General features: G+C 50.3%; 15 protein-coding genes and 1 pseudogene. 6 read left to right on the top strand and 10 right to left on the bottom strand.

What is annotated here, in order from left to right; translation table 11 throughout:
• The first annotated feature begins 273 nt into the window (after positions 1–273).
• Positions 274–1,245, top strand: coding sequence for a D-glycerate dehydrogenase (locus UNDYM_RS14490; protein WP_162041670.1), 972 nt, complete (start codon positions 274–276; stop codon positions 1,243–1,245).
• Between the two features lie 23 nt (positions 1,246–1,268).
• Here UNDYM_RS14490 and UNDYM_RS14485 read toward each other — a convergent pair whose 3' ends face one another.
• Complete coding sequence (locus tag UNDYM_RS14485; protein WP_162041669.1) at positions 1,269–1,523, bottom strand: acyl-CoA-binding protein; 255 nt, start codon at positions 1,521–1,523, stop codon at positions 1,269–1,271.
• Positions 1,524–1,646: 123 nt separating this feature from the next.
• Positions 1,647–2,348 carry a UPF0149 family protein gene (locus UNDYM_RS14480; RefSeq protein ID WP_162041668.1) on the bottom strand — a complete coding sequence of 234 codons (702 nt, stop codon included), beginning with the start codon at positions 2,346–2,348 and terminating at the stop codon, positions 1,647–1,649.
• A gap of 113 nt (positions 2,349–2,461) precedes the next feature.
• On the opposite strand from UNDYM_RS14480, the gene UNDYM_RS14475 reads away from it, so the two are divergent.
• The 3 genes and pseudogenes from UNDYM_RS14475 to UNDYM_RS14465 all read left to right on the top strand — a co-directional run bounded on the left by UNDYM_RS14475 (position 2,462) and on the right by UNDYM_RS14465 (position 5,080).
• On the top strand, positions 2,462–3,469 hold the full coding sequence (locus tag UNDYM_RS14475; protein ID WP_162041667.1) for a serine/threonine protein kinase: 1,008 nt from the start codon (positions 2,462–2,464) through the stop codon (positions 3,467–3,469).
• Between the two features lie 91 nt (positions 3,470–3,560).
• Positions 3,561–4,231: pseudogene (rpiA, locus tag UNDYM_RS14470) on the top strand (ribose-5-phosphate isomerase RpiA).
• A gap of 96 nt (positions 4,232–4,327) precedes the next feature.
• Entirely contained in the window at positions 4,328–5,080 is a 753-nt protein-coding gene (locus tag UNDYM_RS14465; RefSeq protein ID WP_232063385.1) for a carbonic anhydrase family protein, read from the top strand.
• A gap of 79 nt (positions 5,081–5,159) precedes the next feature.
• On the opposite strand, the gene UNDYM_RS14460 is transcribed toward UNDYM_RS14465, so the two are convergent.
• From UNDYM_RS14460 to UNDYM_RS14450, 3 genes are all read right to left on the bottom strand, one after another.
• Entirely contained in the window at positions 5,160–5,432 is a 273-nt protein-coding gene (locus UNDYM_RS14460; protein ID WP_162041666.1) for an oxidative damage protection protein, read from the bottom strand.
• 65 nt (positions 5,433–5,497) lie between these two features.
• Positions 5,498–6,808, bottom strand: a complete 1,311-nt coding sequence (gene argA / locus UNDYM_RS14455; RefSeq protein ID WP_162041665.1) for an amino-acid N-acetyltransferase — start codon at positions 6,806–6,808, stop codon at positions 5,498–5,500.
• 161 nt (positions 6,809–6,969) lie between these two features.
• Positions 6,970–8,124 (bottom strand): tetratricopeptide repeat protein, encoded by a 1,155-nt coding sequence (locus UNDYM_RS14450; RefSeq protein ID WP_162041664.1) that lies wholly within the window; start codon positions 8,122–8,124, stop codon positions 6,970–6,972.
• 202 nt (positions 8,125–8,326) lie between these two features.
• Between UNDYM_RS14450 and hrpA the strand changes: the two genes are divergently transcribed.
• Together hrpA and UNDYM_RS14440 are read left to right on the top strand one after the other, a co-directional pair.
• Positions 8,327–12,490 (top strand): ATP-dependent RNA helicase HrpA, encoded by a 4,164-nt coding sequence (gene hrpA / locus UNDYM_RS14445; RefSeq protein WP_232064072.1) that lies wholly within the window; start codon positions 8,327–8,329, stop codon positions 12,488–12,490.
• Positions 12,491–12,781: 291 nt separating this feature from the next.
• Positions 12,782–13,678, top strand: coding sequence for a DMT family transporter (locus UNDYM_RS14440; RefSeq protein ID WP_162041663.1), 897 nt, complete (start codon positions 12,782–12,784; stop codon positions 13,676–13,678).
• Between the two features lie 23 nt (positions 13,679–13,701).
• On the opposite strand, the gene UNDYM_RS14435 is transcribed toward UNDYM_RS14440, so the two are convergent.
• The 5 genes from UNDYM_RS14435 to UNDYM_RS14420 all read right to left on the bottom strand — a co-directional run bounded on the left by UNDYM_RS14435 (position 13,702) and on the right by UNDYM_RS14420 (position 22,364).
• The gene (locus UNDYM_RS14435; protein WP_162041662.1) at positions 13,702–14,301 is read right to left on the bottom strand and encodes a hemerythrin domain-containing protein; all 600 of its coding nucleotides are present in this window, start codon (positions 14,299–14,301) and stop codon (positions 13,702–13,704) included.
• A 153-nt stretch (positions 14,302–14,454) separates the two neighbouring features.
• The gene (locus UNDYM_RS14430) at positions 14,455–16,509 is read right to left on the bottom strand and encodes a S46 family peptidase (protein ID WP_162041661.1); all 2,055 of its coding nucleotides are present in this window, start codon (positions 16,507–16,509) and stop codon (positions 14,455–14,457) included.
• A 121-nt stretch (positions 16,510–16,630) separates the two neighbouring features.
• Positions 16,631–18,493 carry an oligoendopeptidase F gene (gene pepF / locus UNDYM_RS14425; RefSeq protein ID WP_162041660.1) on the bottom strand — a complete coding sequence of 621 codons (1,863 nt, stop codon included), beginning with the start codon at positions 18,491–18,493 and terminating at the stop codon, positions 16,631–16,633.
• 302 nt (positions 18,494–18,795) lie between these two features.
• Positions 18,796–19,782, bottom strand: coding sequence for a M1 family aminopeptidase (locus UNDYM_RS30705; RefSeq protein WP_232064071.1), 987 nt, complete (start codon positions 19,780–19,782; stop codon positions 18,796–18,798).
• A 71-nt stretch (positions 19,783–19,853) separates the two neighbouring features.
• Complete coding sequence (locus UNDYM_RS14420; protein ID WP_232064070.1) at positions 19,854–22,364, bottom strand: ABC transporter permease; 2,511 nt, start codon at positions 22,362–22,364, stop codon at positions 19,854–19,856.
• Positions 22,365–22,368 lie beyond the last annotated feature (4 nt).

Below are 22,368 nucleotides of genomic sequence, written 5' to 3'. Positions count from 1 at the left end.
GCGCATAAGCAAATGCAGGCGTATCAAGGGCTTTGCTTCTGAGGCGGGTCTGAAATGATCAATTTTAGATCAGGAACCGGGTGCCGGTCTTGATTTAGCTCACCTTCATGAATTTTCTTGCATGAATCTGTGTGAGGATGAAAGTTGTTGAACTGCCATAGTCTGGCAAGAAATAATGCCATGTAAACGGTATGATGCAGCGTCTGGTCTGCCCGCCATAGGACGGGTAGTATTCTCGTCATTGTTTAATATTTTTTATATTCAAGGCCATACATGAAGCCTGCAATCCTGGTAACACGTGCCATTTTTCCTGAAGTGTTGACGAAACTAGAACAGTATTTTGAAGTTGAGTCAAATCAGGAAGATATTATTTTTTCTCCGGCTGAGCTCGCCGGCAGACTCAAGGGCAAGGCGGGTACTCTTGCCACTGCCAGCGCCAAAATCAATACAGAGTTGTTGCAACAGTTGCCAGATTTGAAAATGATTGCAAGCATGGCTGTTGGTTATGACAATATTGATGTGCCTGCTTGTACTGCACATGGTGTCATGGCCAGCAATACGCCAGAAGTTCTGAATGAAACCACAGCTGATTTTGGCTGGGCCTTGCTGATGGCCACCGCCAGGCGGGTAACCGAAGCTGAGCACTGGCTGCGTGCAGGTCACTGGACCAAGTGGCGCTTCGATTCTTTTCTTGGGGCGGATGTGCATGGTGCTACCCTGGGCATCATAGGCATGGGCAGGATAGGTCAGGCTATTGCCCGGCGTTCCATGGGTTTTGATATGAAGGTCGTTTATCACAACCGTTCACGCCTCAGAGCTGAACAGGAAGCCTATGCGAATAATGCACAATATGTCAGCAAGGAAGAATTATTGCAGCAAGCTGATCATGTCGTGCTGGTGCTGCCTTACTCAGCAGCTTCGCATCACACCATAGGCGCGGCAGAATTGCAGTTGATGAAGCCAGGAGCAACCCTGGTTAATCTCGCCCGTGGCGGTATCGTTGATGACCAGGCGCTGATTGTCGCCTTGCGTGAAAAGCGGATTGCGGCGGCAGGCCTGGATGTATTCGAGAATGAGCCCAAATTCCATCCAGATTTTTTGAGCTTGAGCAATGTCGTACTGACGCCGCATATTGCCAGTGCCTCAGAGGCAACCCGGCGGGCGATGGCAAACCGCGCGGCAGATAATCTGATTGCCGGTCTGATTGAGGGCAAGCCCAGGGATTGGCTCAACCCTCCAGCTTAAGATGGCGACTTGATGATAGCGACTTAATCCTTGAGCGAAGTGATCAGATCCACATATTGCTGCATCGCTGCTTCCTGGGTAGTGCCTTTCAGGCCAGCCCAGGCATCGAACTTGGCGCGGCCGACAAAATCGGTCATGCCAGGACGGTCACCGGTGGCATCGCCAGCACTGCCTTGCTTGAACAGGGCATAAATCTTGAGCAAAGTCATATTGTCCGGACGCTCGGACAGGTTTTTGGAATCGGCTTGTGCCTGGGTGAATTGTTCTTGCAAGCTCATGGGAGTCTCCAGCATGTTGTTGAGAAGCGCAAAAATAGCACGAAGACATGCAGGCAGGGCAGTTTTACGCTAGAGGTTTCCCTCCAGCGTAGCAGGTTTGCAGGTGATTAATTATGTAGATGATTAGTGCAGGGTAGGCTCTGCGCCGCAGCAGACTTTGTATTTTTTGCCGCTGCCACAAGGGCAGGGATCATTTCTGCCTACCTTGGGCGTTTCACGCTTGACTGTGGTGACGCCAGATTTGCGCAAAGGTGCCCAGAAGCGGCGTATGGCAGGGATGGAGGCTTCCAGCGTTAGCGCCAGCTCATGGCATTTTTCTGGTGTATCGACGAATTTCAGTTCATCTTCTTCTATTTCTTCTGCGCCCAGCAGGTAAATCGGTTGCAGCAAGGGCCCGATTTCTTCCGATTCCCAGGCGGCTTCCCAGGCTTCTTCACGCAATTGCATGCCTTCCCAAAAGCCCCATGCCCATGTTTCGCCATCGATCAGTTCCTTGCCATTTTGCTCCATGACGCAAAACAGGGGTTCGTACTCTTGTGGGGCGACCTCAAAGGTGATTTGTATTTCATTCATGAAGCGGGCCACCAGACCGGTCACACGCTGCATTTCCTTTTCGTTCTTGAACTTGGGTTCGCCCTGGTCAGGCAAGCCCCATACCAGTGGCAACCATTCAGCCATAGGGATGATTTCTGGTCCCAGGGCAATGGCGGTCAGGTAGCCGTGCAGGGCATCCATGGTCATGCCATCGTCGCCGACTTTGTCCGACATCAGGAATTTGTCGAGTTCATTGAATTCTTTGTCGCTTAGTGGTTCGTCGAGATGCATGGTGTGACTCTTGAAAAAGATAAGTATGAAAATACCGGAAGTTTAGCGCTTTGTGTGCTGGCTGTGCAGGAGTTTTATAGTCGAACCTGCTGACAGCCACGTACAATAGCGGGATGACAGATTTTACTCCCCCAGATTCCTTCGCCGGGCTGACACCCGAATTCGTCCTCGATGCTGTGGAAAGCAGTGGCTTGCGCAGCGATGGCCGCATGTTGGCCTTGAACAGCTATGAAAACCGTGTTTACCAGATAGGCATAGAAGATGCACCTCCGGTGATTGCCAAGTTTTACCGGCCCTTGCGCTGGTCAGATGAGGCTATACAGGAAGAACATGATTTCGTGCGCGAATTACAGGCGCAGGAGATTCCTGTGTTGGCCGCTTTGCAAACTGAGGATGGTAATAGCCTGCGACATTATCAGGGCTTCCGTTTTTCCCTGTTCAAGCGTCAGAGTGGACGCGCACCTGAAACCGGCGATCCTGCCACACTGGAATGGCTGGGTCGTTTCATAGGGCGAATACATGCTGTCGGCGCTACTACCAAGTACGCAATCAGGCCAGCGCTGGACCTGCAAAGCTTTGGCGTCTTGCCGCGTACCTGGTTGCTTGAACATGATTTCATTCCGCCTGATTTGCTCGCAGCATATACCAGCGTCAGCCAGCAGGCCTTGGACGGCATCCGGGCTTGCTATGACAGGGCAGGTGAGGTGCAGCAACTGCGCCTGCATGGCGATTGCCACATGGGAAATGTCTTATGGTTGGAGTCAGGTCCAGAGGCAGGGCCTCACTTTGTTGATTTTGATGATAGCCGCATGGGGCCAGGCATACAGGACTTATGGATGCTGTTATCAGGCGACCGTAGCGAAATGCAAAGTCAGTTGACCGATATTCTGGTGGGGTACGAAGATTTCTTTGAGTTCGAGCCACGTCAGCTGTATTTGATAGAAGCCTTGCGGACTTTGAGGTTGATCCATTATTCCGCCTGGCTTGCCCAGCGCTGGACTGACCCGGCTTTTCCTGCGGCCTTTCCCTGGTTTAATAGCCAGCGTTACTGGCAAGACCGCATACTTGAGCTACGGGAGCAGGTTGCTCTGATGGATGAGGCACCATTGTGGCAAATTTGATACTCTTTTTGTCATGTTTTGATCAAATAGCTAATAAGTCCGCCCTTGCTGTAAAATCCCGCCAATTTTTAAACTATGATGGAAATGCACCATGACTCAAGATGAATTGAAACTTGCCGTCGCCCAGGCGGCAATTGCTTATGTAGTAGAGGGTGAAATTGTTGGCGTAGGCACAGGTTCTACGGCCAATTTTTTTATCGATGAGTTGGGTAAGATCAAGCACAAAATCAAGGCCGCAGTTGCATCTTCAGAGGTAACCGCAGCGCGTCTGCGTTCGCATGGCATTACCGTGCTGGATTTGAATGAGGTGACATCCATGCCAGTGTATATCGATGGCGCGGATGAAATCACGCCGCAAGGGGCCATGATCAAAGGTGGTGGTGCGGCATTGACACGTGAAAAGATTGTTGCTTCAGTTGCTGAAAAGTTTATCTGTATCGCCGATGGTTCCAAGCTGGTAGATGTGCTGGGCAAGTTTCCTTTGCCGGTAGAGGTTATTCCCATGTCGCATGCAGTGGTTGCGCGCAAGCTCAATGCACTGGGTGGTGAGGCGCGTTTGCGTATCAAGGATGGGCAGCCATTGTTGACGGATAACGGCAACATGATTTTGGATGTATATGGTTTGCAAATCCAGGACCCCGTGGCCATGGAAGCAGAGATCAACAATATCGTGGGTGTGGTGACGGTAGGTTTGTTCGCGCGTCAGGGGCAGATGTTTGTCTGTTGGGGACTACCGAAGGCGTCAAGACATTGCAATTCTGACCGTATTAAGGAAGTATTTTGGTCTGCTGTGAATCTGTGCAAATGCAGATGAATGAGAAGTCATCTGTTGTTCAATTTTATGAGGAGATGAGACAAATGAATACAAGCATGAATACCTATAAAAAAGCATCCACATCCCTGAGCTTTCTCGCTGCGTTGACGACGGCTTTGCTGGTGACAGCCTGCGCCTCGCAGTCTCCAACAGCGAGCCAGCCTCCCATCAGCGTTGCGATGACACAGTCCATGCAAAGCAAGATCAGCCCTGACGCTGCCATCGCAATGTTAAAAGAAGGTAACCAGCGCTTTGTGTCGGGCAATATGCTTAAACGCGATTTACCAGGCCAGGTGAAAACCAGTGGCAGGGATGGACAATTTCCCTTCGCCAGTATCGTCAGTTGCATAGATTCACGCTCTGAGCCAGCGCTGGTGTTTGATCAAGGTATAGGTGACTTGTTTACCGCCCGTGTGGCTGGAAATGTCGTCAATGAAGACATACTTGGTAGCCTGGAATATGCCGCCAAAGTGGCAGGTTCCAAAACCATCGTTATTCTTGGCCATTCGCATTGCGGTGCAGTCAAGGGGGCCTGTGATAATGCCAATCTGGGGAATCTGACGCAACTGGTGGCCAAGATCATGCCAGCCGTCAAAGCTACGCCAGACACTCACGGTAGCGACCGTACTTCAGCAAATCATCATTTTGTTGATGCCGTGGCAGAGATGAATGTCAAAATGACGGTCAAGGCAGTTACAGAAAAGAGTGTGGTACTGAAAGAAATGGCTGACAAGGGGCAGATCAAGATCATTGGTGCCATGCTGGATGTGGAAACTGGCAAGATAGAGTTTTATTGAGGTAGTCTACGTCGAAAAAAAGCCCGCTGATGCGGGCTTTCTTGTTTGCGACCACAGTTTTTTGCTACGGTAACAGGCTTTATTCTGTCGGCGGGACGTAGCCGCTGGCGGCATCTGCACCATCACCAAAGAAATGCTTTTCCATCTGGGTCGCCAGGTATTTGCGGGCACGGGTATCGGCCAGGTTCAGGCGGTTCTCATTGACCAGCATGGTCTGGTGCTTGAGCCAGGCGGCCCAGGCTTCTTTGGACACGCTTTCATAAATACGCTTGCCTAATTCACCTGGATAAGGTGGGAAGTCCAGGCCTTCGGCTTCTTTGTCTAGTTTAATGCAGTGGACCGTACGGGCCATGTTGGTGCTCCTTAATATGAATCTTGGTCAATCTTGAAAACAGCGTGAATTATACGGTCAATGCGCTAGAGCTGCTTGATCAAAACCAGAGACTTGCGTTGCCAGTTATACATTTTTTGCCTGTCTTTTGGTAAATCATCGACTGATGCACTGACAAAACCACGCTTCAGGAACCAGTGTGCCGTGCGTGTCGTTAATACAAACAGGCTGTGGAAACCAGCTCGGCGCGCACGTTTTTCCATATGCTTGAGTATGCGTTCGCCATCACCCTGGCTTTGTACATCCGGGTTGACTGTCAGGCAAGCCATCTCGGCCATTTTTTCGAACGGGAAGGGGTACAGGGCCGCGCAACCGAAGATGACACCATCATGTTCAATGACTGAGAAGTAATTGATTTCCCTTTCTATCAGCTCGCGACCACGCTTGACCAGGGTGCCATCAGCTTCCAGTGGTTCTATCAGCTTGATGATGCCGCCTACGTCTTCAATCGTGGCTTCACGCAGGCTTTCCAGGTTTTCTGAAGACACCATGGTACCCACACCATCATGGGTGAACAATTCCAGCAAGGCAGAACCATCCATCTTGTAAGGGACTATATGGATACGTGGCACACCTCCACGTGAAGCCTTGACAGCGTGCTCCAGGTAAAACGCAGAATCTGGTGGCAGATAAGCGGCCTTTAATTCCTGTTCCGCCTGCATGAAAGATAATTCACGTATTTCATCATTGTCCTGATCCACCATCATCGGTGTCTCAGAGATAAAAATCAGTTTGTCAGCACGCAAGGCCGTGGCGGCAGAGACAGCCACATCTTCCATAGTCAGGTTGAATGCTTCGCCAGTAGGGGAGAAACCCAGCGGGCCCAGCAAAACCAGGTTACCAGCATCAAGGATGCGGTGGATGGTGTCATAAGCGACTTTGCGGGCGATGCCAGTCAGTTGAAAATCTACCCCGCCGACTATGCCGATAGGTTTGGCCGTCACGAAGTTGCCGGAGATGATGCGTATCGCAGAATGTGCCATCGGCGTATTCGGCAAGCCCTGGCTGAATGCCGCTTCTATGTCGAGGCGTAATTCACCGGCAGCTTCCTTCGAGCATTCCAGAGCAGCGGTATCTGTAATGCGTATGCCATTATGAAATTTGCCTTCGACATTACGCAAGGCCAGTTGCTCGGCTACCTGGGGTCGCGAGCCATGGACAATGACAACTTTAATGCCAAGTGCATGCAAAAGTGATAAATCTTGCGCCAGAACTGGCAGGGCACCTGCCATGACCAGTTCACCGGGAAAGGCGACCACGAAGGTCTTTCCACGGAAGGCATGAATATAGGGTGCGACTGAGCGCAGCCATTGAACGAATTGAAAGGGATTTTCCATTCGCCAATTATAATCTGAGACGCAAAAATGCATGGAGCAACAACGTGGTCGAATTTCCACATTACTGTCATTCCACTCAGGAGACAGGGGCGATTAGCTCTGGTCACATATCCTGAATCACCTCAAATCGCCTCAAGTGATCTCAAATAATGTGCGACAGCTTAATTATGCGAGTAAGTTGCCTTGATTTTCTCCAGTTTGCTGGCGTAGAGGTTTTGCGCCTTGCGCGTTGTGCTATTGGCCTTGGCCAGCGTCAGTTCATCGACTGCATCCCGGGTTTCGCCCAGTTTTAAATGTGCCAGTGCCAGCCACAAATGGAATTCATCATAATTTGGATCGCGCCTGAGTTCGCGTTTGAACAGGTTTTTTGCTTCGGCATAGTCGCCACGTTCCATGGCAGCCAGTCCGCGGTTAAAGAAATGGAAAGGTGGGTAAGGTTGCAAGTTTTCCAGACGGCTCATGTAAATTTGCGCTTCGGCCCGGCGCTCGCTCTTGCGCAAGACTTCCACCAGGTTGCTGAGTGCCATGATGTTTTCTGCCTCTTTGTCCAGTATTTGCCTGAACACATTTTCAGCCAGCGCCAGGTCACCATGCTGCCTGTAAACCACGCCAAGTGTATTGTAAGCCGCAGTAAAGTCGGGATCACTCATCAGGGCCGAGCGGGCAAACCAGTAAGCATCATTGACTTGTTGCAGCGCCAGGGATTCGGCAGCACGGTTATTGAAATACATGGCGATCACAGTTTCTTCCTTGATCATTTCCGTACGTTGACCACGAAGATCTTTTGGAGGCAGGAAATCTATCACCATGGATTGCGAATACTCCTGGGTAAAGCCCTTGAATGCAGATTTGTGGCCCAATACGATATTGACATGTCCGGCAGCAAAATAGATGTCGTTATTGCGGCTCCATGATTCATCGACGAGGACATTTTGATATTGCACATCCATCCCCAGTTCTTTTGCCAGTGCTGCGGTCATCAGGACCAGTGACAGACAATTGCCAGAACGTGCCTTGAATGCCTGTGCTGCATTCCGTGTAATTTCTGCATCATATTCCAGCCTGATCTGGCCTTTGCTGGAGAGTGCATCAAACAGGGCCTTCTGCGGGGATTTGAGTCTTAATTGTGAGTTGATATCATTCTTGATGTAAGAACGCATTTCATCGCTGAGCGCCACGACATCTTCAGCGCTGATGATTTTGGCAGGAGGCGTAAAACCTGCATCATGAAATTGCAGATGGCTGATTTTTTGGCTCGGTTGGGTGGCGCAGGCCGTGAGCAAAATACTGAACAGCAATGTGATCCAGGTTTTCATTTTTTGTCTCCCCGTGTAACCAGGTTTTGAACCTCGCATGCTTCATTGTCGTTAGACTGCTTGCCAGGTCTCTGGTTCATTATAGGATAAATAAAGATGGGTTTGATTTATATGAATTTCGCCTGTTGTCTGGCAGGTATGCCATGGTAAGCAATGCAACATTTCCTGCTCTGCACGAAAATCTGGGATAATGCGCAGCGCTATGTCTTCAAATCAAACACCTAAAAACTCCCCCAAGAAAGCAACGCCCGGTGCGATAGATGGTTTATCGGGATTGCGAGAGCTTCGACAACAATTGCGTGAGACCACCGCGAAGTCTGAAGTGCCTGAAAACAAACCACGCAATCTCAATGAAGGTGGCGTAGAACAAGTGCGCCCTGCAAGAACGCAGCAAGCAAGGGCACCAGGATCTCGTCAGCAGTCAAGACCTCAGCCAGGGCGTGTGACTGGCACAGAAGCTGGCCGGGAAAACGGCAAAAACAATAACAAACAAAAGACGGCAGTGCCAGTAAGGGAAGAGCCAGCTCTGCCTTTTCGCAATGTCTTGCCACCCATTAGCTTCCCCGAAGAATTACCGGTGTCCGGCAAGCGGGCAGAAATTGCCGAGGCTTTGCAAAAACATCAGGTTATTATTGTCTGTGGTGAAACCGGCTCAGGCAAGACCACGCAATTACCAAAGATTTGCCTGGAACTGGGACGTGGGCAAAAGGGATTGATAGGCCATACCCAGCCACGCCGTATTGCTGCGTCATCAACGGCCAAGCGTATTGCACAGGAATTGAATTCACCTTTAGGTGAGCATGTCGGCTTTAAAGTCCGTTTCACTGATACTTTGAGCAAGGGCGCATCGGTCAAGCTGATGACCGATGGCATCTTGCTGGCAGAAACCCAGACTGACCCACTGCTCAAACAATATGACACCATCATCATCGATGAGGCGCATGAGCGCAGCCTCAATATTGACTTCCTGCTCGGTTACCTGAAACAATTGCTGCCCAAGCGCCGTGACCTGAAGATCATCATTACTTCAGCCACGATAGATGCGCAGCGCTTTGCCAATCATTTTGCTGATGCTCGTGGGGGAGAACCCAAACCTGCTCCTGTGATAGAAGTGTCAGGCCGCTTGTACCCTGTAGAAGTGCGGTATCGCCCTATACAAGATACAGAAAAAGATAAAGAACGTGATCTGATGACGGCGATTACCGACGCTGTTGATGAATTATGCCGCGTAGGTTCTGGCGATGTACTCGTATTCTTGCCAGGCGAGCGTGAAATTCGTGATGCTGCTGAAGCCCTGCGCAAGCATCATCCGCCGCATGTAGAGATTTTGCCGCTGTTTGCCCGCCTGTCAGCACAAGAACAGGAGCGGGTATTCAAGACTTCAAATGCGCGTCGCATCGTGCTGGCCACGAACGTGGCAGAAACTTCGCTGACCGTACCTGGCATACGTTATGTCGTCGATGCTGGCCTGGCGCGTGTCAAGCGTTACAGCTACCGGAATAAAGTCGAGCAATTGCAGATAGAGGCGGTTGCCCAGTCGGCTGCCAATCAGCGTGCCGGTCGTTGCGGGCGTGTTGCGGCTGGTGTTTGCATACGTTTGTACGATGAGCAGGATTACCTGCAAAGGCCAAAATTTACCGAGCCTGAGATTTTGCGCTCGTCACTGGCTGCTGTCATCTTGCGTATGAAATCTCTGCGCCTGACCGATGTAGAAACTTTCCCATTCATAGAGCCGCCGCCTGGCAGGGCGATTGCTGACGGTTATCAGCTCCTGCAGGAACTGGGAGCCATGGACGAAGTCAATCAATTGACACCAGTAGGCCGACAGCTCGCCAAACTACCGCTGGACCCGCGTGTGGGCCGCATGATTCTGGCTGCGCGTGACAACCAGGCCTTGCAGGAAGTGTTGATCATTGCGGCGGCTTTGTCGGTGCAAGATCCGCGTGATCGCCCCATGGATGCGCAGGCCGCTGCCGACATGGCGCACAAGAAATTTGCCGATGAAAAATCTGAATTCCAGTCTTACCTGAAAATTTGGAACTGGTTTGAAGATGCCATCGAACATAAAAAAACCAATCGACAGTTGCAAGATAATTGCCGCTCCAATTTCCTGAGCCAGATGCGCTTGCGCGAATGGCGTGAAGTGCATTCGCAATTGCTGACGATAGTAAAAGAGCAGGGCTGGCGCTTGAATGAGGCACCTGCCACCTATGAGCAATTACATCTCTCCCTGCTGACGGGTTTGCTGGGTAATATAGGCTACAAGTCAGATGAAGAAGCACATTACCTGGGTGCGCGTGGTATCAAATTTTATATCTGGCCGGGTTCCACTCTCGCTAAAAAAGCCGGGCGCTGGATCATGGCGGCTGAGCTGGTCGATACCACGCGCCTGTATGGTCGTTGCATTGCACAGATCAATCCGGAATGGCTGGAGAAGATAGGCGAACATCTGCTTAAAAAATCCTATGGCGAGCCGCGCTGGGAAAAACGCGCCGGACAGGTATCTGCCTTTGAACGCGCTACCCTGTATGGTCTGGTGGTGTATAGCCAGCGTCGTACACAGTATGGTTTGACGCACCCTGTTGAGGCGCGCGAGATGTTCATCCGTGATGCCCTGGTCGAAGGCGAGTTTGATACCCGCGCACCTTTCTTCGCCTATAACCAGAAACTGGTACGCGAGATAGAAAACCTTGAACATAAATCACGCCGCCTGGATGTGCTGGTCGATGAAGAGCTGATCGTAGCTTTTTATGATCAACACTTGCCAGCCGATGTCTGGAATGCCGTGCTGTTTGAGCAATGGCATAAAGAAGCGACCAAGGCCAATCCCAAACTCTTGTACCTGAACAAAGATGAGCTGATGCGCCATGAAGCGGCAGGCGTGACCACGGATTTGTTCCCCAAGACCATGCAGGTCTCGGGCGTGGCTTTGCAGCTCAGTTATCACTTTGAGCCGGGCAGCCCACGCGACGGTGTGACCCTGACCGTGCCTTTATTTTCTCTGAACCAGGTGTCTGCAGACCGCTGCGAATGGCTGGTGCCCGGTATGCTCAAAGAAAAAGTGCATTTGCTGATCAAGTCCTTGCCGCAAAAGATACGCCGTCATTGTGTGCCTATCCCGGAATATGCAGCAGGCTTTTGCGAGCGCAATGATTTCGGTAAGGGCAATTTCCTTGATGCCGTGATTGCTGATATACGCGAACAAAAAGGCTTGCTGTGCAAGACCACGGATTTCAAATTCGAGACCGTGCCCGTGCATTTGACGATGAATTTCAAAGTCGTTGATGAACATGGCCGTCAACTGGAAATGGGACGTAACCTGGCCAGCTTGCGCGCTGAGTTTGGTGGACAGGCACGCGAGAGTTTTCAGCGTATTGCCAGTGCCGAGAAACTGGCCTTGCTGGATACAAATTCAGTTGCTCCCAAACAGACTGCTGCAGAAGACAAGTCAGTCCGTAGTGCTGGAAAACCAGCAACTGTGAGTGTCCAGACCAGTGCTCCGGTACCCGCATTCAAACAGGAAAACCTGACTGCCTGGACTTTTGACAGCCTGCCGGAATTGCTGGAAGTCCAGCAAGGCAAGCAAACTCTGATTGGCTATCCAGCACTGGTCGATAAACTCACGCATTGCCATATCGAAGTGTTTGATGATCCGGATGAGGCCGCGCGCGTACATCGCATAGGCTTGCGCCGTCTGTTTGCCTTGCAATTAAAAGAGCAGATCAAGTTCCTGGAAAAAAATATCCCAGGCTTGCAGCAAATGGGCATGCAGTTCATGGCCCTGGGTTCGCAGGAAGAATTGCGGGATCAGATTATCCAGGTCGCGATAGAGAGTGCTTTCCTGCAAAATCCCTTGCCTGCCAATTCAGGTGAATTCAATAAGCGACGAGATGAAGGCAAAGCCAGATTGAATTTACTGGCGAATGAAATTGCCCGCACAGCCGCGCAAATATTAGCTGAATACCATGGCTTGCCCAAGAAGCTGCAAGGCATCAAGGCGCATGCACAGGCTGCTGCCGATATGCAGACGCAATTGCAGATGCTGGTGACCAGGCACTTTATTTCGGAAAATGATTTCACCCAGTTGTCGCATTTCCCGCGTTACCTGAAAGCGATCACGGTGCGCATGGACAAGCTGCGTGCTGATCCTGCACGTGACCAGAAGTTGCTGGCAGAGTGGAATAGCGTGGCTCAGGCCTGGCAGCGTCATCCACGCAAGACAGGGTCGGACGCTGATCCAAAATTACAGGAGTTCCGCTGGTTGCTGGAAGAACTCAGAGTGTCCTTGTTTGCCCAGGAATTGCGTACACCCATGCCTGTGTCCGTCAAGCGCCTGCAAAAAGTGTGGGAGAGTTTGCAGCGCTAGTGGACTGTAACAGTGAAATCGAGAGTGAAGGACATGTGCCCGGCGCATCAGGGCAAGACAAGGGGGGAACAAATGAGCACAGCGATAGCGGGGCTATCGCGAGTATTTGCAACGCAGCCATGATCGTCGCGCACGTGGCAGGCACTCCGATTTTCACTGTTACAGTTCACTGGATGTTATCGGGGATGTATTAGCGTGACCGCAGGCAAAGCTTGTTTGCTTGTTGTATGCTGAGGGCAGGCTTCAGGCTAATCAAGCTGAAGCCTGTTTTTTATCGACAGCCAGAAATCCATGAATCACAAACTGAACCCTGCAACCATATTTTTGCTTGTTATCCCGCCTTTGCTATGGGCTGGCAATGCTGTCGTGGGGCGCATGATACATGAGCTGGTGCCACCGATTACTCTGAACTTCATACGCTGGGTGCTGGCTTTCTTAATACTCTTGCCCATGGCTGCCCACATTTATCGCAGCGACAGTATGTTATGGCGCAACTGGCGGCGCTTTGCTTTATTGGGTTTGCTGGGCGTGGGCTTATACAATGCTTTGCAATACCTGGCCTTGCAAAGTTCTACTCCTATTAATGTCACCCTGGTTGCAGCCAGCATGCCGGTGTGGATGCTCATCGTGGGGCGCTTGTTTTTTCAAGCCAAAGTTACGCCTTGGCAGCTGGCAGGTGCACTACTGTCTATTGCCGGCGTGCTGATAGTCCTGAGTCGTGGCGAATTTGCACAACTACTGGCTTTGCGACTGGTCCCAGGGGATGTCTTCATGATTATTGCCACCATAACCTGGTCTATTTATAGCTGGCTGCTGACAAGAGGGAATGATGGTGAGTTGCGCAATCACTGGGCTGATTTTCTGCTGGCGCAAGTCAGCTTCGGTGTATTGTGGTCGGGCTTGTTTTCTGCGGCTGAATGGGCCATCACCACACCGACGATACACTGGAGCCCTGCATTGTGTGCCGCCCTGGCCTTTGTTGCGGTTGGTCCGGCGGTGATCGCCTTCCGTTGCTGGGGGCTGGGTGTGCAAAGAGTGGGGCCGAGTATTGCTGCTTTTTTCAGCAATCTGACACCCTTGTTTGCTGCTTTGATGTCATCCGCATTCCTGGGGGAATTGCCGCACCTGTTTCATGCGATGGCTTTCATGTGTATCGTTGGCGGCATTGTCCTGTCATCAAGACGCTAGTTCTTTCTCTTAAACTCTTTTCCTCAAACCGGATCGGCAACACCTATCGGGGCTGGTGCAATATTGACGATCAGTGAGAATAGCTGCTCGTATTTGTAGCGTTCACCAGCGTCATCAAGCATTTTGCGATTTTCCAGAAACGCTGCATCGACTTGCTTCCAGTCCTGGTCATTCAGCACTTGCCTGGCAATCGGCATGATGCGTTCTTCTTCAGTACGCATGTGGGAAAAATAAAAATGCGCATATTGTTCCACCAGATCGCGGAAAGCAGGGAAGGCAGTTTTACCTCCAAACTCATAGTCGAGCAAGGCTTGAAACAGCCTGTGCACCATCAGCTCACCCTTGCCGTGTTGTTCGCTTAAGGCATCCAGTTCATTGTCAAGCTGGTGTGTTCTCTCCTTGATCTTGGCAAACAGGTATTGATCTTCCTTGGGGTGATGGACTTTCTCCGGATACTCCATGATGTAGTAAAGCATGGCACGGAAAACTTTCAGATCAGGCGCATTGCCACCATTTTCTACTTGCCGGACGAAATAGCGCATGCCTTGTATGACCGAAGACAAGTGTTCGTGTTCATCCTGAATGATGCGCAGCGAAGCAGGGTAAATATTTCTGACTGACATGGTGGGCCTCCTTGCTGTTCTTTTTGTTACTTTACTTTGACAAGAGCAGTGAGCTGTTGATCAGGATCAAAAGTCAGGGGCAGTGATGGCCGGATTAATAAAAAAGCCACGCGAGCTGATGCTGGCGTGGCTACAGGGATTTCCAGGATTATCTTATTTGCTGCTCAATTCCTTCAGCAAGTCCTGAGCGTGGTAAATTTTATCCATGGCTTCCAGTATGCCACCGCTATGCACGGCGACACTGCGGTTGCTGCGCTCATCAAACCAGAATGCTCCGCCCAGGGAATGGATATTGCCATCAAAGACCAGGCCGACAATTTCGCCATTTTTGTTAATGACAGGGCTGCCTGAATTGCCACCTATGATGTCATTATTGGTCACGAAATTGTAAGGCTGTTGAAGGTTAAGCTTGTTTTTTGCAGCATGCCAGGAAGTGGGCAGGGCAAAAGGGTAGGCCCCGGTTTCGTGTTCGAAAGCACCAGCAAAATTAGTGTAGGGTTTAATGGCCTGCTCACCAGCTTGCCAGCCTTTGACTTCGCCATAAGACAGGCGCAAGGTGCCTGTGGCATCCGGATAAACGCTGGTGCCGGTCTGCAAAAAGCGTGCTTGTGCAATCAGTTCAGCATTTTTTTGCACGACGGATTGCACTTCCTGTTCCATGCGCTTGCGTGCGCTACGAGAATCGGCATCGACGGCCAGCGCCAGTTTGATGAACGGGTCATCCGACTGGATGATGGCTTCCTTGCCACCATTCCATAAGGTCTTGCGGTATTCGATATCTGCCAGGCGGGTTTTGCTGACCAGTTTTTCTGTCAATTGCTCTGGTGAGAGTTTGCCTAGTACCTGTCTGACGAAGGCATGATTGCTCCCCAGGTCTTCCCGCATCTTGGTCAGCGAATGTGCAAGTTTGACTTTTTCAAACTCGGGATAAATTGGTGCTTTTGAAAATACCATTTGCTGGATACCAGGCAAACGGTTTTCGGTAAATTCCGGCAGGCGCTCGGCATTGCTTTTGATTTTCTCGTCTGCCGCACGGACAAGATTGCGGGCTATGCGGAAATAATCACTGGAAAACGCTTCGGCACCTTCGGTCATGCTGGAGATTCTGTGTAGTTGGCGATAGTTCTCCTGCGCCTTGGCGATGGCATCCCAGGCACCACCAACTTTTGCCTTGAGCTCTGGCCTGGCATCGACAAACTGACGCAATGCGGTTTCTTCAGCTTGTTTGCGGGCGATAAATTCCGGGTCCAGCAACGTTTTTAACCTGCCCACGCCAGCCTTGTAGCTGTTTTCTGTACCGAATAACAGATGGTCGGCAGTGCGCGCTGCTTCCGGGCTGGTTTTACGGTATTGCGTGAGCACACCGCGCAATTCTGCCAGATGCTGCAGTCTGTCGATCAAACCAATATCGCGCAGGCTGTTCAGTTGCGCCATTGTCAGTTGGCGCTGCGTAGAACCAGGATGACCCGTGATAAATGTCATTTCACCTTCTTGTGGCCCGGTTTTACTGAAGGGGAAAAAATTTTTGATTTCAACAGGTTTGCCATTTTCATACACCCGCAACATGGTGATATCGAGGTCATAGCGCGGGAAATTGAAATTGTCAGGGTCGCCACCAAAAAAAGCGATGGATTTTTCTGGTGCCCATACCAGGCGCGTATCGGCATAGCGGTGGTATTTATACAGATGGTAGCGGCCACCATGATAAAGATCGACGATGTCGCAGCGGGTTTTTTCTTTATCTTCACCCACGCAGGCTGAGGTCAATTTGGCGTGAATCGCATTTTGTGCCTGTTTGAATTCTGTGCCTTCCAGACCTGCGGTGGCTTTTTTGACCTCGTCTGTCACATCACTGATATCTTCCAGTCGATTTAATTCCAGCGCTGGGCATATTTGTTCTTCTTCCCGTTTTTTTGCCAGGAAGCCGTTTTCTACATAATTTTGTTTGGCAGTCGATAATTGCTCTATGCAGCCTGAGGCACAATGATGATTGGTCATCACCAGACCATCTTTGGAGACGAAAGAACCAGAGCAGCCGGGCAGTTTGACTGAGCTCAGCATGGTATTCCTGACCCACTCTGCCGTAGGTTTGAAGCCATATTCCGCTTGCAGCCTGGTGTCGGGTAAATTGTCCAGTGTCCACATGCCTTCTGCTGCCATCGACAATGCAGGCAGTGCCAGACTCAGCAACAAGAATTTCTTTTGCATCTTTTTTCCATTGCTTTGAAAATAAATTGCCTCTCGCCAGGGGGGGGCGGGAGGCAGGGTTTTTTCATGTTCAGAAACTCATTCATTGTTGAATCAGCTTCTGATAGATTTGCTTATTGTATTAGCGTTTTGCCTGTATTGCTTCAATCTGATCCATGATTTTATTCATGCGTGCAAACACCGCCTGATATGGGGCAGGTGAGGCCAGATCCACACCCGCACTCTTGACCAGTTCATAAGGATAGGCAGAGCCGCCCGCTTTCAATATGTTCAGGTACTTGTCCCTGGCGCCAGTTTGGCCCTTGAGGATTTCGTCGGCAAACATCGAACCTGCAGCGATGGATGTAGCGTACTGAAATACATAGAAGCGGTTATAGAAGTGCGGGATATATGCCCATTCCACAGCATAGGTGTCGTCTATCTTCATGATGCCTTCCTTATCGCCATGATAGCTTTTCAGGATGTCGCCATAGATTTTTGACAATGCTTCACCAGTCAGGGATTCGCCTTTATCGACCTTGGCATGTACTTCGCGCTCAAAGTCAGCAAACATGGCCTGACGGAAGAAAGTGCCGCGCAGGTTTTCCAGCGCCGAGCCCAGGTAGAGCAGGCGCTCGTCATCGCTCTTGGCGATTTTCAGCATGTGGTCAAGCAGGAAGACTTCATTGGTGGTCGAAGCAATTTCTGCGGTGAAGGTAGGGTAATCCGCGCTGATAAATGGTTGATGTTTATTCGCCAGGTAAGAATGCATCGCATGGCCCCATTCATGACCCAGGGTCGAGACAGACTCATAATCATCGTTGTAGTTCAACAGCAGGTAAGGATGGACATCATAGGCAGCGCCATTCATATAAGCGCCCGAGCGTTTGCGTGGACGAGGGTAAACATCCATCCAGCGTTCAGTCGTGGCTTTTGCCATGGCCTTGGCGTAGTCATCACCCAGCGGTTTGACTGACTCGAGCATCAGCCTGACACCATCCTTGATAGGGTATTTGAAATCGCCAGACACCAGCGGCGGATAAATGTCGAAATAACGCAGGTCTTTTACGCCGAGCAATTTCGCACGCAGTTTGAAATAGCGGTGCAGGGTAGGGAGGTTGGCACGAGTCTGTGTTACCAGTGTGTCATACACTTCTCGTGGCAATTTATTGTTATCCAGCGCCTGTGTCAGCGAATCCGGATAACTGCGTATCTTGGCGTAGGCCGAGTCACGTTTCAGCTGTTCGTAGAAGGTCACGCCATAGCTACGCTCAAACTCTTTCCATTTTCCCCAGAATGCATCGAACACCAGTTGGCGGTCAGCACGGTTGGGGGCGGCACGGTATTTGGTATAGGCAGCCTGGTCTATGCGTACTTCTTCACCTGTCGATAATTTGACTTTGGGCCAGGGCATTTCTGCGTTGGATAAAGTCGAATAGACAGCGCTGGCAGTGTTAGTGGCCATGCCAAAAGTGGCGATGAGTTCTTCGCCCTTTTTGTCCAGGGTGTGGGCGCCTGAGCGCAAAATGTCATCGAGCTGGTGGGCATAAATCTTCAGGCCTTTCTCTTTGGCCTGGAATGCCTGGATTTTTTTTGCCCCTATGCTCAGAATTTCCGGGCGCAGGAAAGAAGTGGCTTCTTCGACCTTGCTGCCCAGAATATCTGAGCGTTGGCCCAGGTCCATGCCGGCATTATCACCCGTATCCTGATCGCGGAACTGGAAAGCATAGCTGGCCAGTTTGGCATAGCGTTTGGATAAATCAGCGTTCAGATCCAGGCAAGTCTTGAAGCGGGCGATATTGTCAGCCAGATGACCACTACAGGTTTGAAACTGTTTTAACTGCACTTCCAGCATGACGGCATCCTTGTCCCAGTCAGCCTTGCTCTGATACATATCATTTAAATTCCAGCGGTCTGCTTCGGTCTCGCTGGGATGAGCAGCAAAGGCGAAGCTGGGTAAGGTCAATGCAACAGCGAACAAGTTGCGAACAAGATGTTTATGCATGGTTAATGGTCCAGTGTGGATTTTTTTGGATTAATGGATGTGCAACAAATGCAGGGTAGTGGCTTGTTATTTATTTGATATGAGTGCTTTTCAGTATTGTCATATTAGCCCTGCACTTGAGGCCATATTCTGGTCTGAAAGTTCACAATTGAAAAGCAAAATTGGAAATATATTTACCATAAGTCCAATATTTAATTATTAAATTAATACTTTTATTCCGGACGGCAAGAAATCATGTGATACACACGCACGCGCACGGGAAGGCGAACTCTGGCTCGCCTTCCCGTGCAGATGTGTGGTAATTATTTGCTAACTAACTCTACTTTGATCAGATTGTCATCCGGTTTGCGATCTACATATTTAATATCTGGATCTATGCCTGCCTTGGCGGGCAAGTCTTTGACAAGGAGCTTGAACTCCATTTCTTTTTGATTGATGAGCTGACGCTGACGCAGCAAAGGTTTGCCGTCTTTGTCATCTATGCCTATATCCATCCAGTCTTTCAAGGAAACTTCTTTTTCCACACCCAGCTCATCCGCCTTGAGTTTGTTGCTGGTGACTTTGAGCATCACTTCATACTGACCATCAGGCAAGGTATGGGCAACAGCTGAAATGGCGCGGTTTTCATACAGGGTGATAGAGTCAAACAGGTCATCAATCACATATTGCTGCTCCGCCGGAGTGACTTCGCGCAATGCCCTGGTCAGTGCCGTGCTGCTAGGGTAGGGCGCACCTTTGTTGGCATGGCGTGCAATGATCAGGCGCAGGGCCTGATTGACTTTGTCTTCACCGATTTGGTCTTGCAGCAAATACATGGCCAGGCTGCCCTTGGCATAGTGGATATAGTCTTGATTTTCATTGCGTGCCAGTGGTAATTCTTTTTTCCTCTCCTGACTGCGGCCCTGCAGATACCTGTCCAGCTCAAACTGCAGAAAGCGGCGCATGGTTGCATCACCATAGGTATGCTTCATGACCATCAATGCAGAATATTGCGCCAGGGTTTCTACGAGGACTGTGCCACCCTTGCTGTTACCCGAGATGACCTGATGTGCCCACCATTGATGGGCGACCTCATGTGCTGTCACATAGAAGGGATAATCCACTTCCTTGGGATTATTGTCATCAACGCGGGCAATGAAACCTATGCTTTCTGAAAACGGTATGGTGTTAGGGAAAGCCTGGGCAAATCTCGCGTAACGCGGAAACTCAATGATACGGACCAGTTTGTGCTGGTAAGGGCCAAAATTCTGCGTGTAGTAATCCAGCGATTTTTGTACGCCCTTTACCATGCGGTCCAGATTATATTCATGCCCTTTGTGGTAATCGATTTCTATAGGAATGTCATGCCATTGCGCCTTTTTTACTTCATAACGACCTGACAGGAAAGCATAAAATTCAAGATGGGCTGTTCAGGCACGTATTGATAATAATGACGGCCATGTTCTTGCCACTGGCGTTTTAAGGTGCCAGGCGCAACGGCCATCTGATCTGCAGAAGTTGAAACCACCGCATCAAAATTGATCCAGTCAGCGTCATTGGCGATATAGCTGTTTTCCAATGCCTTGGGATCATCGGTTTCAGCCATTCTTTCTTTTTCAGGCAAGCCCTGTTCGCGCCTGGTTTTGTCTTCCCGCAGTTCCAGTGCGGCTTGATAACCTATGTGGGGTAAGAGCGTGCTGTTGAAGAAGCTGCCATTGTAATAAAGGTAGCTGCCCTGGCTCATGCCCAGGAAGTTTTTGGGCTTGATATTGAGCTCAAAATTGAGCGTCAGTTTCTCGCCCTCTGCCAGCGGTTTTTTCAGCTTGTAGCTATGGAATCCCAGCTTGCCATCGGCAATATTCTTTTCACTGGCAAGATCAAATTCCATCTTGATAATATCGATATCTTCTTTTTGCGTGATAAATATTTCCTGTATCGCCTGCTTGCTGCGGTTGATTAATTGATAGTTGCCTTTGATATGGGCGCTACGGGTTTCAGGATAAAGATCGACGTTCAGTTTGACGTCACTGATACGTGGCTGTGCCTGGCTGGCATATTGTTTATAGCGTTTTTCATACTGGGCATTGTCAGTCTGTTGCGCAAACTGGTTTTGGTAAGTATTGAGGACGTTAGTGAAATAAAAGATCGCAGCGCCAGTCAACACAAAGAGGCAACTGCCAGACGCGAGCAAAATGACATTGCCGCCTTTGAAAGCCTGTTTCGCAGAACGCAAGCGCAGGCGAAAATCAGTAGTCGTGCCGCGTACCCACATCATCAGTGACAGGCTGACCAGTATCAGGGCGGCACCTGTCCAATAAGCCAGATACCAGCGCGAAAGAGCCAGCATGTGACCATAGCCATTCATGTCTGAATAGGTGAATGCTGGAGTGATTCCATAGCGGAACATCGGATGTTCGATACCCAGTGCAGGCAGGGCTATCGTAGCTGCGTAATACAGTACGATCAAAAAGTAAGCCAGGTATTTGTGATTGACGATGGCTTGCAAGGAAATCGCAAGTACTGCCAGCAAGGCATAGTCCGGCCACTGCATCAGGAACAATTGCTGCAGATACTGGGTCAGCTCATAATTGGTGTAGCCCTTTACCGTCTGTATCAGGATGCCGCACAACATCAGTACAAACAGCATGATGCCTTGCAAAACGATCAGTGCAATCAGTTTCGCAGTGAAAGGCAGGTAATTCGGTATCGGCAGTGCATCAAGCAATTGCGCAATACGTGCATCCCGTTCGCGCCATACCAGTTCGCCAGCATAAAAAGTGGTAATCGCAAGCATGAAGATCCCGAAGCTGCCGCTGAGGATTTCCAGCACAGCATAAGTCACGGGATAAGTGGGTGTGCCAAACATCTTGGTGATGGAACTGGAAACTGCGAACATGAACAAGACGCCTGCCAATAGCATGACAATGAAATACACGTTTTTGACTGACTCACGCAGATTCAGCATGCTCTCGGCATACAGCAATTTCCAGTTGCGGCTATTGGCGAAATTCGGCGTGACTTTTTGCGGCTGGATAAGGACAAGGGTAGCTGTGGCCTGATCCTTCTTTTGTTTGCCAGCCGTATTGACGGTAGCGAATTGAAAGCGCCAGTAGCATAGCGCCAGACTGGCGAAGCCAAGAACCAGCCAGATCAGACGGTTAATCAGGAATACACCATCCAGCGTAATCTCGCGGGTATTCTTGTCGGCGATGCTCCAGTATTCAGTCACCATGCTGACGGCAGAGGAACCAAAAGGATCAAGCAGGGCGGCCATGGTCTTGTTATCCAGATCAGCCCGCAATGAACGGGCGACCAGGTAGCCAATAATCAACAGCACGCTGGATACATACACCGGCATCATGCGGCGGCTCAGTGCCCCCAGGGTAAAGAAAATGCCACCAAAAATAATAAAATTTGGCAATATCGCATACAGATAAGGCATCAGATAAGACAGGGCTTGCACTGGCCCCAGCCTGACGGCCTCCAGACCCGGCAGATAACAACCCAGCCATGCGCCCAGGCCAAGACCAGAAAAGATAATGATGGAAGTCAGCAGCGCACCAGAAAAGCGGCCCGCAAGATATTGGAATTTACTGATGGGGGCGCTATAGAAAAAATGCCAGGTATGATGTTCTATGTCCTGATGTGTTGCCTGCCCCATCAAGGCCGCGACTGTGCTGATGCCCAGATAACCAAGAAAGGTGATGCTCTGAAAAACTGCTACCGGTGCGTTGACATTGACCTTGCCGCCAAAGCCTATGGAAACACCGGGAAATACACCGCCGGCAGCCGCCATCCAGAGCAGGGCCAGACTGAAAAAAACCAGAAAATAGACATAAGTAGAAAGACTGCGCGACTTCTGACGCAGCTCGAACATGAGTATCGCTAACATGACG

The sequence above is a fragment of the Undibacterium sp. YM2 genome (genome assembly GCF_009937975.1).
Lineage (GTDB): Bacteria > Pseudomonadota > Gammaproteobacteria > Burkholderiales > Burkholderiaceae_D > Undibacterium.
Note: the sequence above shows the minus strand (reverse complement) of the source record. Positions and strands in the feature narration are given on the sequence as shown.

Bases quoted from the DNA above. Each gene is read 5' to 3' on its own strand.
- UNDYM_RS14465 (WP_232063385.1), top strand. From the start codon at position 4,328: ATGAATACAAGCATGAATACCTATAAAAAAGCATCCACATCCCTGAGC.
- UNDYM_RS14450 (WP_162041664.1), bottom strand. From the start codon at position 8,124: ATGAAAACCTGGATCACATTGCTGTTCAGTATTTTGCTCACGGCCTGC.
- hrpA (WP_232064072.1), top strand. From the start codon at position 8,327: ATGTCTTCAAATCAAACACCTAAAAACTCCCCCAAGAAAGCAACGCCC.
- UNDYM_RS14430 (WP_162041661.1), bottom strand. From the start codon at position 16,509: ATGCAAAAGAAATTCTTGTTGCTGAGTCTGGCACTGCCTGCATTGTCG.
- UNDYM_RS14480 (WP_162041668.1), bottom strand. From the start codon at position 2,348: ATGCATCTCGACGAACCACTAAGCGACAAAGAATTCAATGAACTCGAC.
- UNDYM_RS14435 (WP_162041662.1), bottom strand. From the start codon at position 14,301: ATGTCAGTCAGAAATATTTACCCTGCTTCGCTGCGCATCATTCAGGAT.
- UNDYM_RS14420 (WP_232064070.1), bottom strand. From the start codon at position 22,364: ATGTTAGCGATACTCATGTTCGAGCTGCGTCAGAAGTCGCGCAGTCTT.
- argA (WP_162041665.1), bottom strand. From the start codon at position 6,808: ATGGAAAATCCCTTTCAATTCGTTCAATGGCTGCGCTCAGTCGCACCC.
- UNDYM_RS14475 (WP_162041667.1), top strand. From the start codon at position 2,462: ATGACAGATTTTACTCCCCCAGATTCCTTCGCCGGGCTGACACCCGAA.
- pepF (WP_162041660.1), bottom strand. From the start codon at position 18,493: ATGCATAAACATCTTGTTCGCAACTTGTTCGCTGTTGCATTGACCTTA.
- UNDYM_RS14485 (WP_162041669.1), bottom strand. From the start codon at position 1,523: ATGAGCTTGCAAGAACAATTCACCCAGGCACAAGCCGATTCCAAAAAC.
- UNDYM_RS30705 (WP_232064071.1), bottom strand. From the start codon at position 19,782: ATGGTAAAGGGCGTACAAAAATCGCTGGATTACTACACGCAGAATTTT.
- UNDYM_RS14440 (WP_162041663.1), top strand. From the start codon at position 12,782: ATGAATCACAAACTGAACCCTGCAACCATATTTTTGCTTGTTATCCCG.
- UNDYM_RS14490 (WP_162041670.1), top strand. From the start codon at position 274: ATGAAGCCTGCAATCCTGGTAACACGTGCCATTTTTCCTGAAGTGTTG.
- UNDYM_RS14460 (WP_162041666.1), bottom strand. From the start codon at position 5,432: ATGGCCCGTACGGTCCACTGCATTAAACTAGACAAAGAAGCCGAAGGC.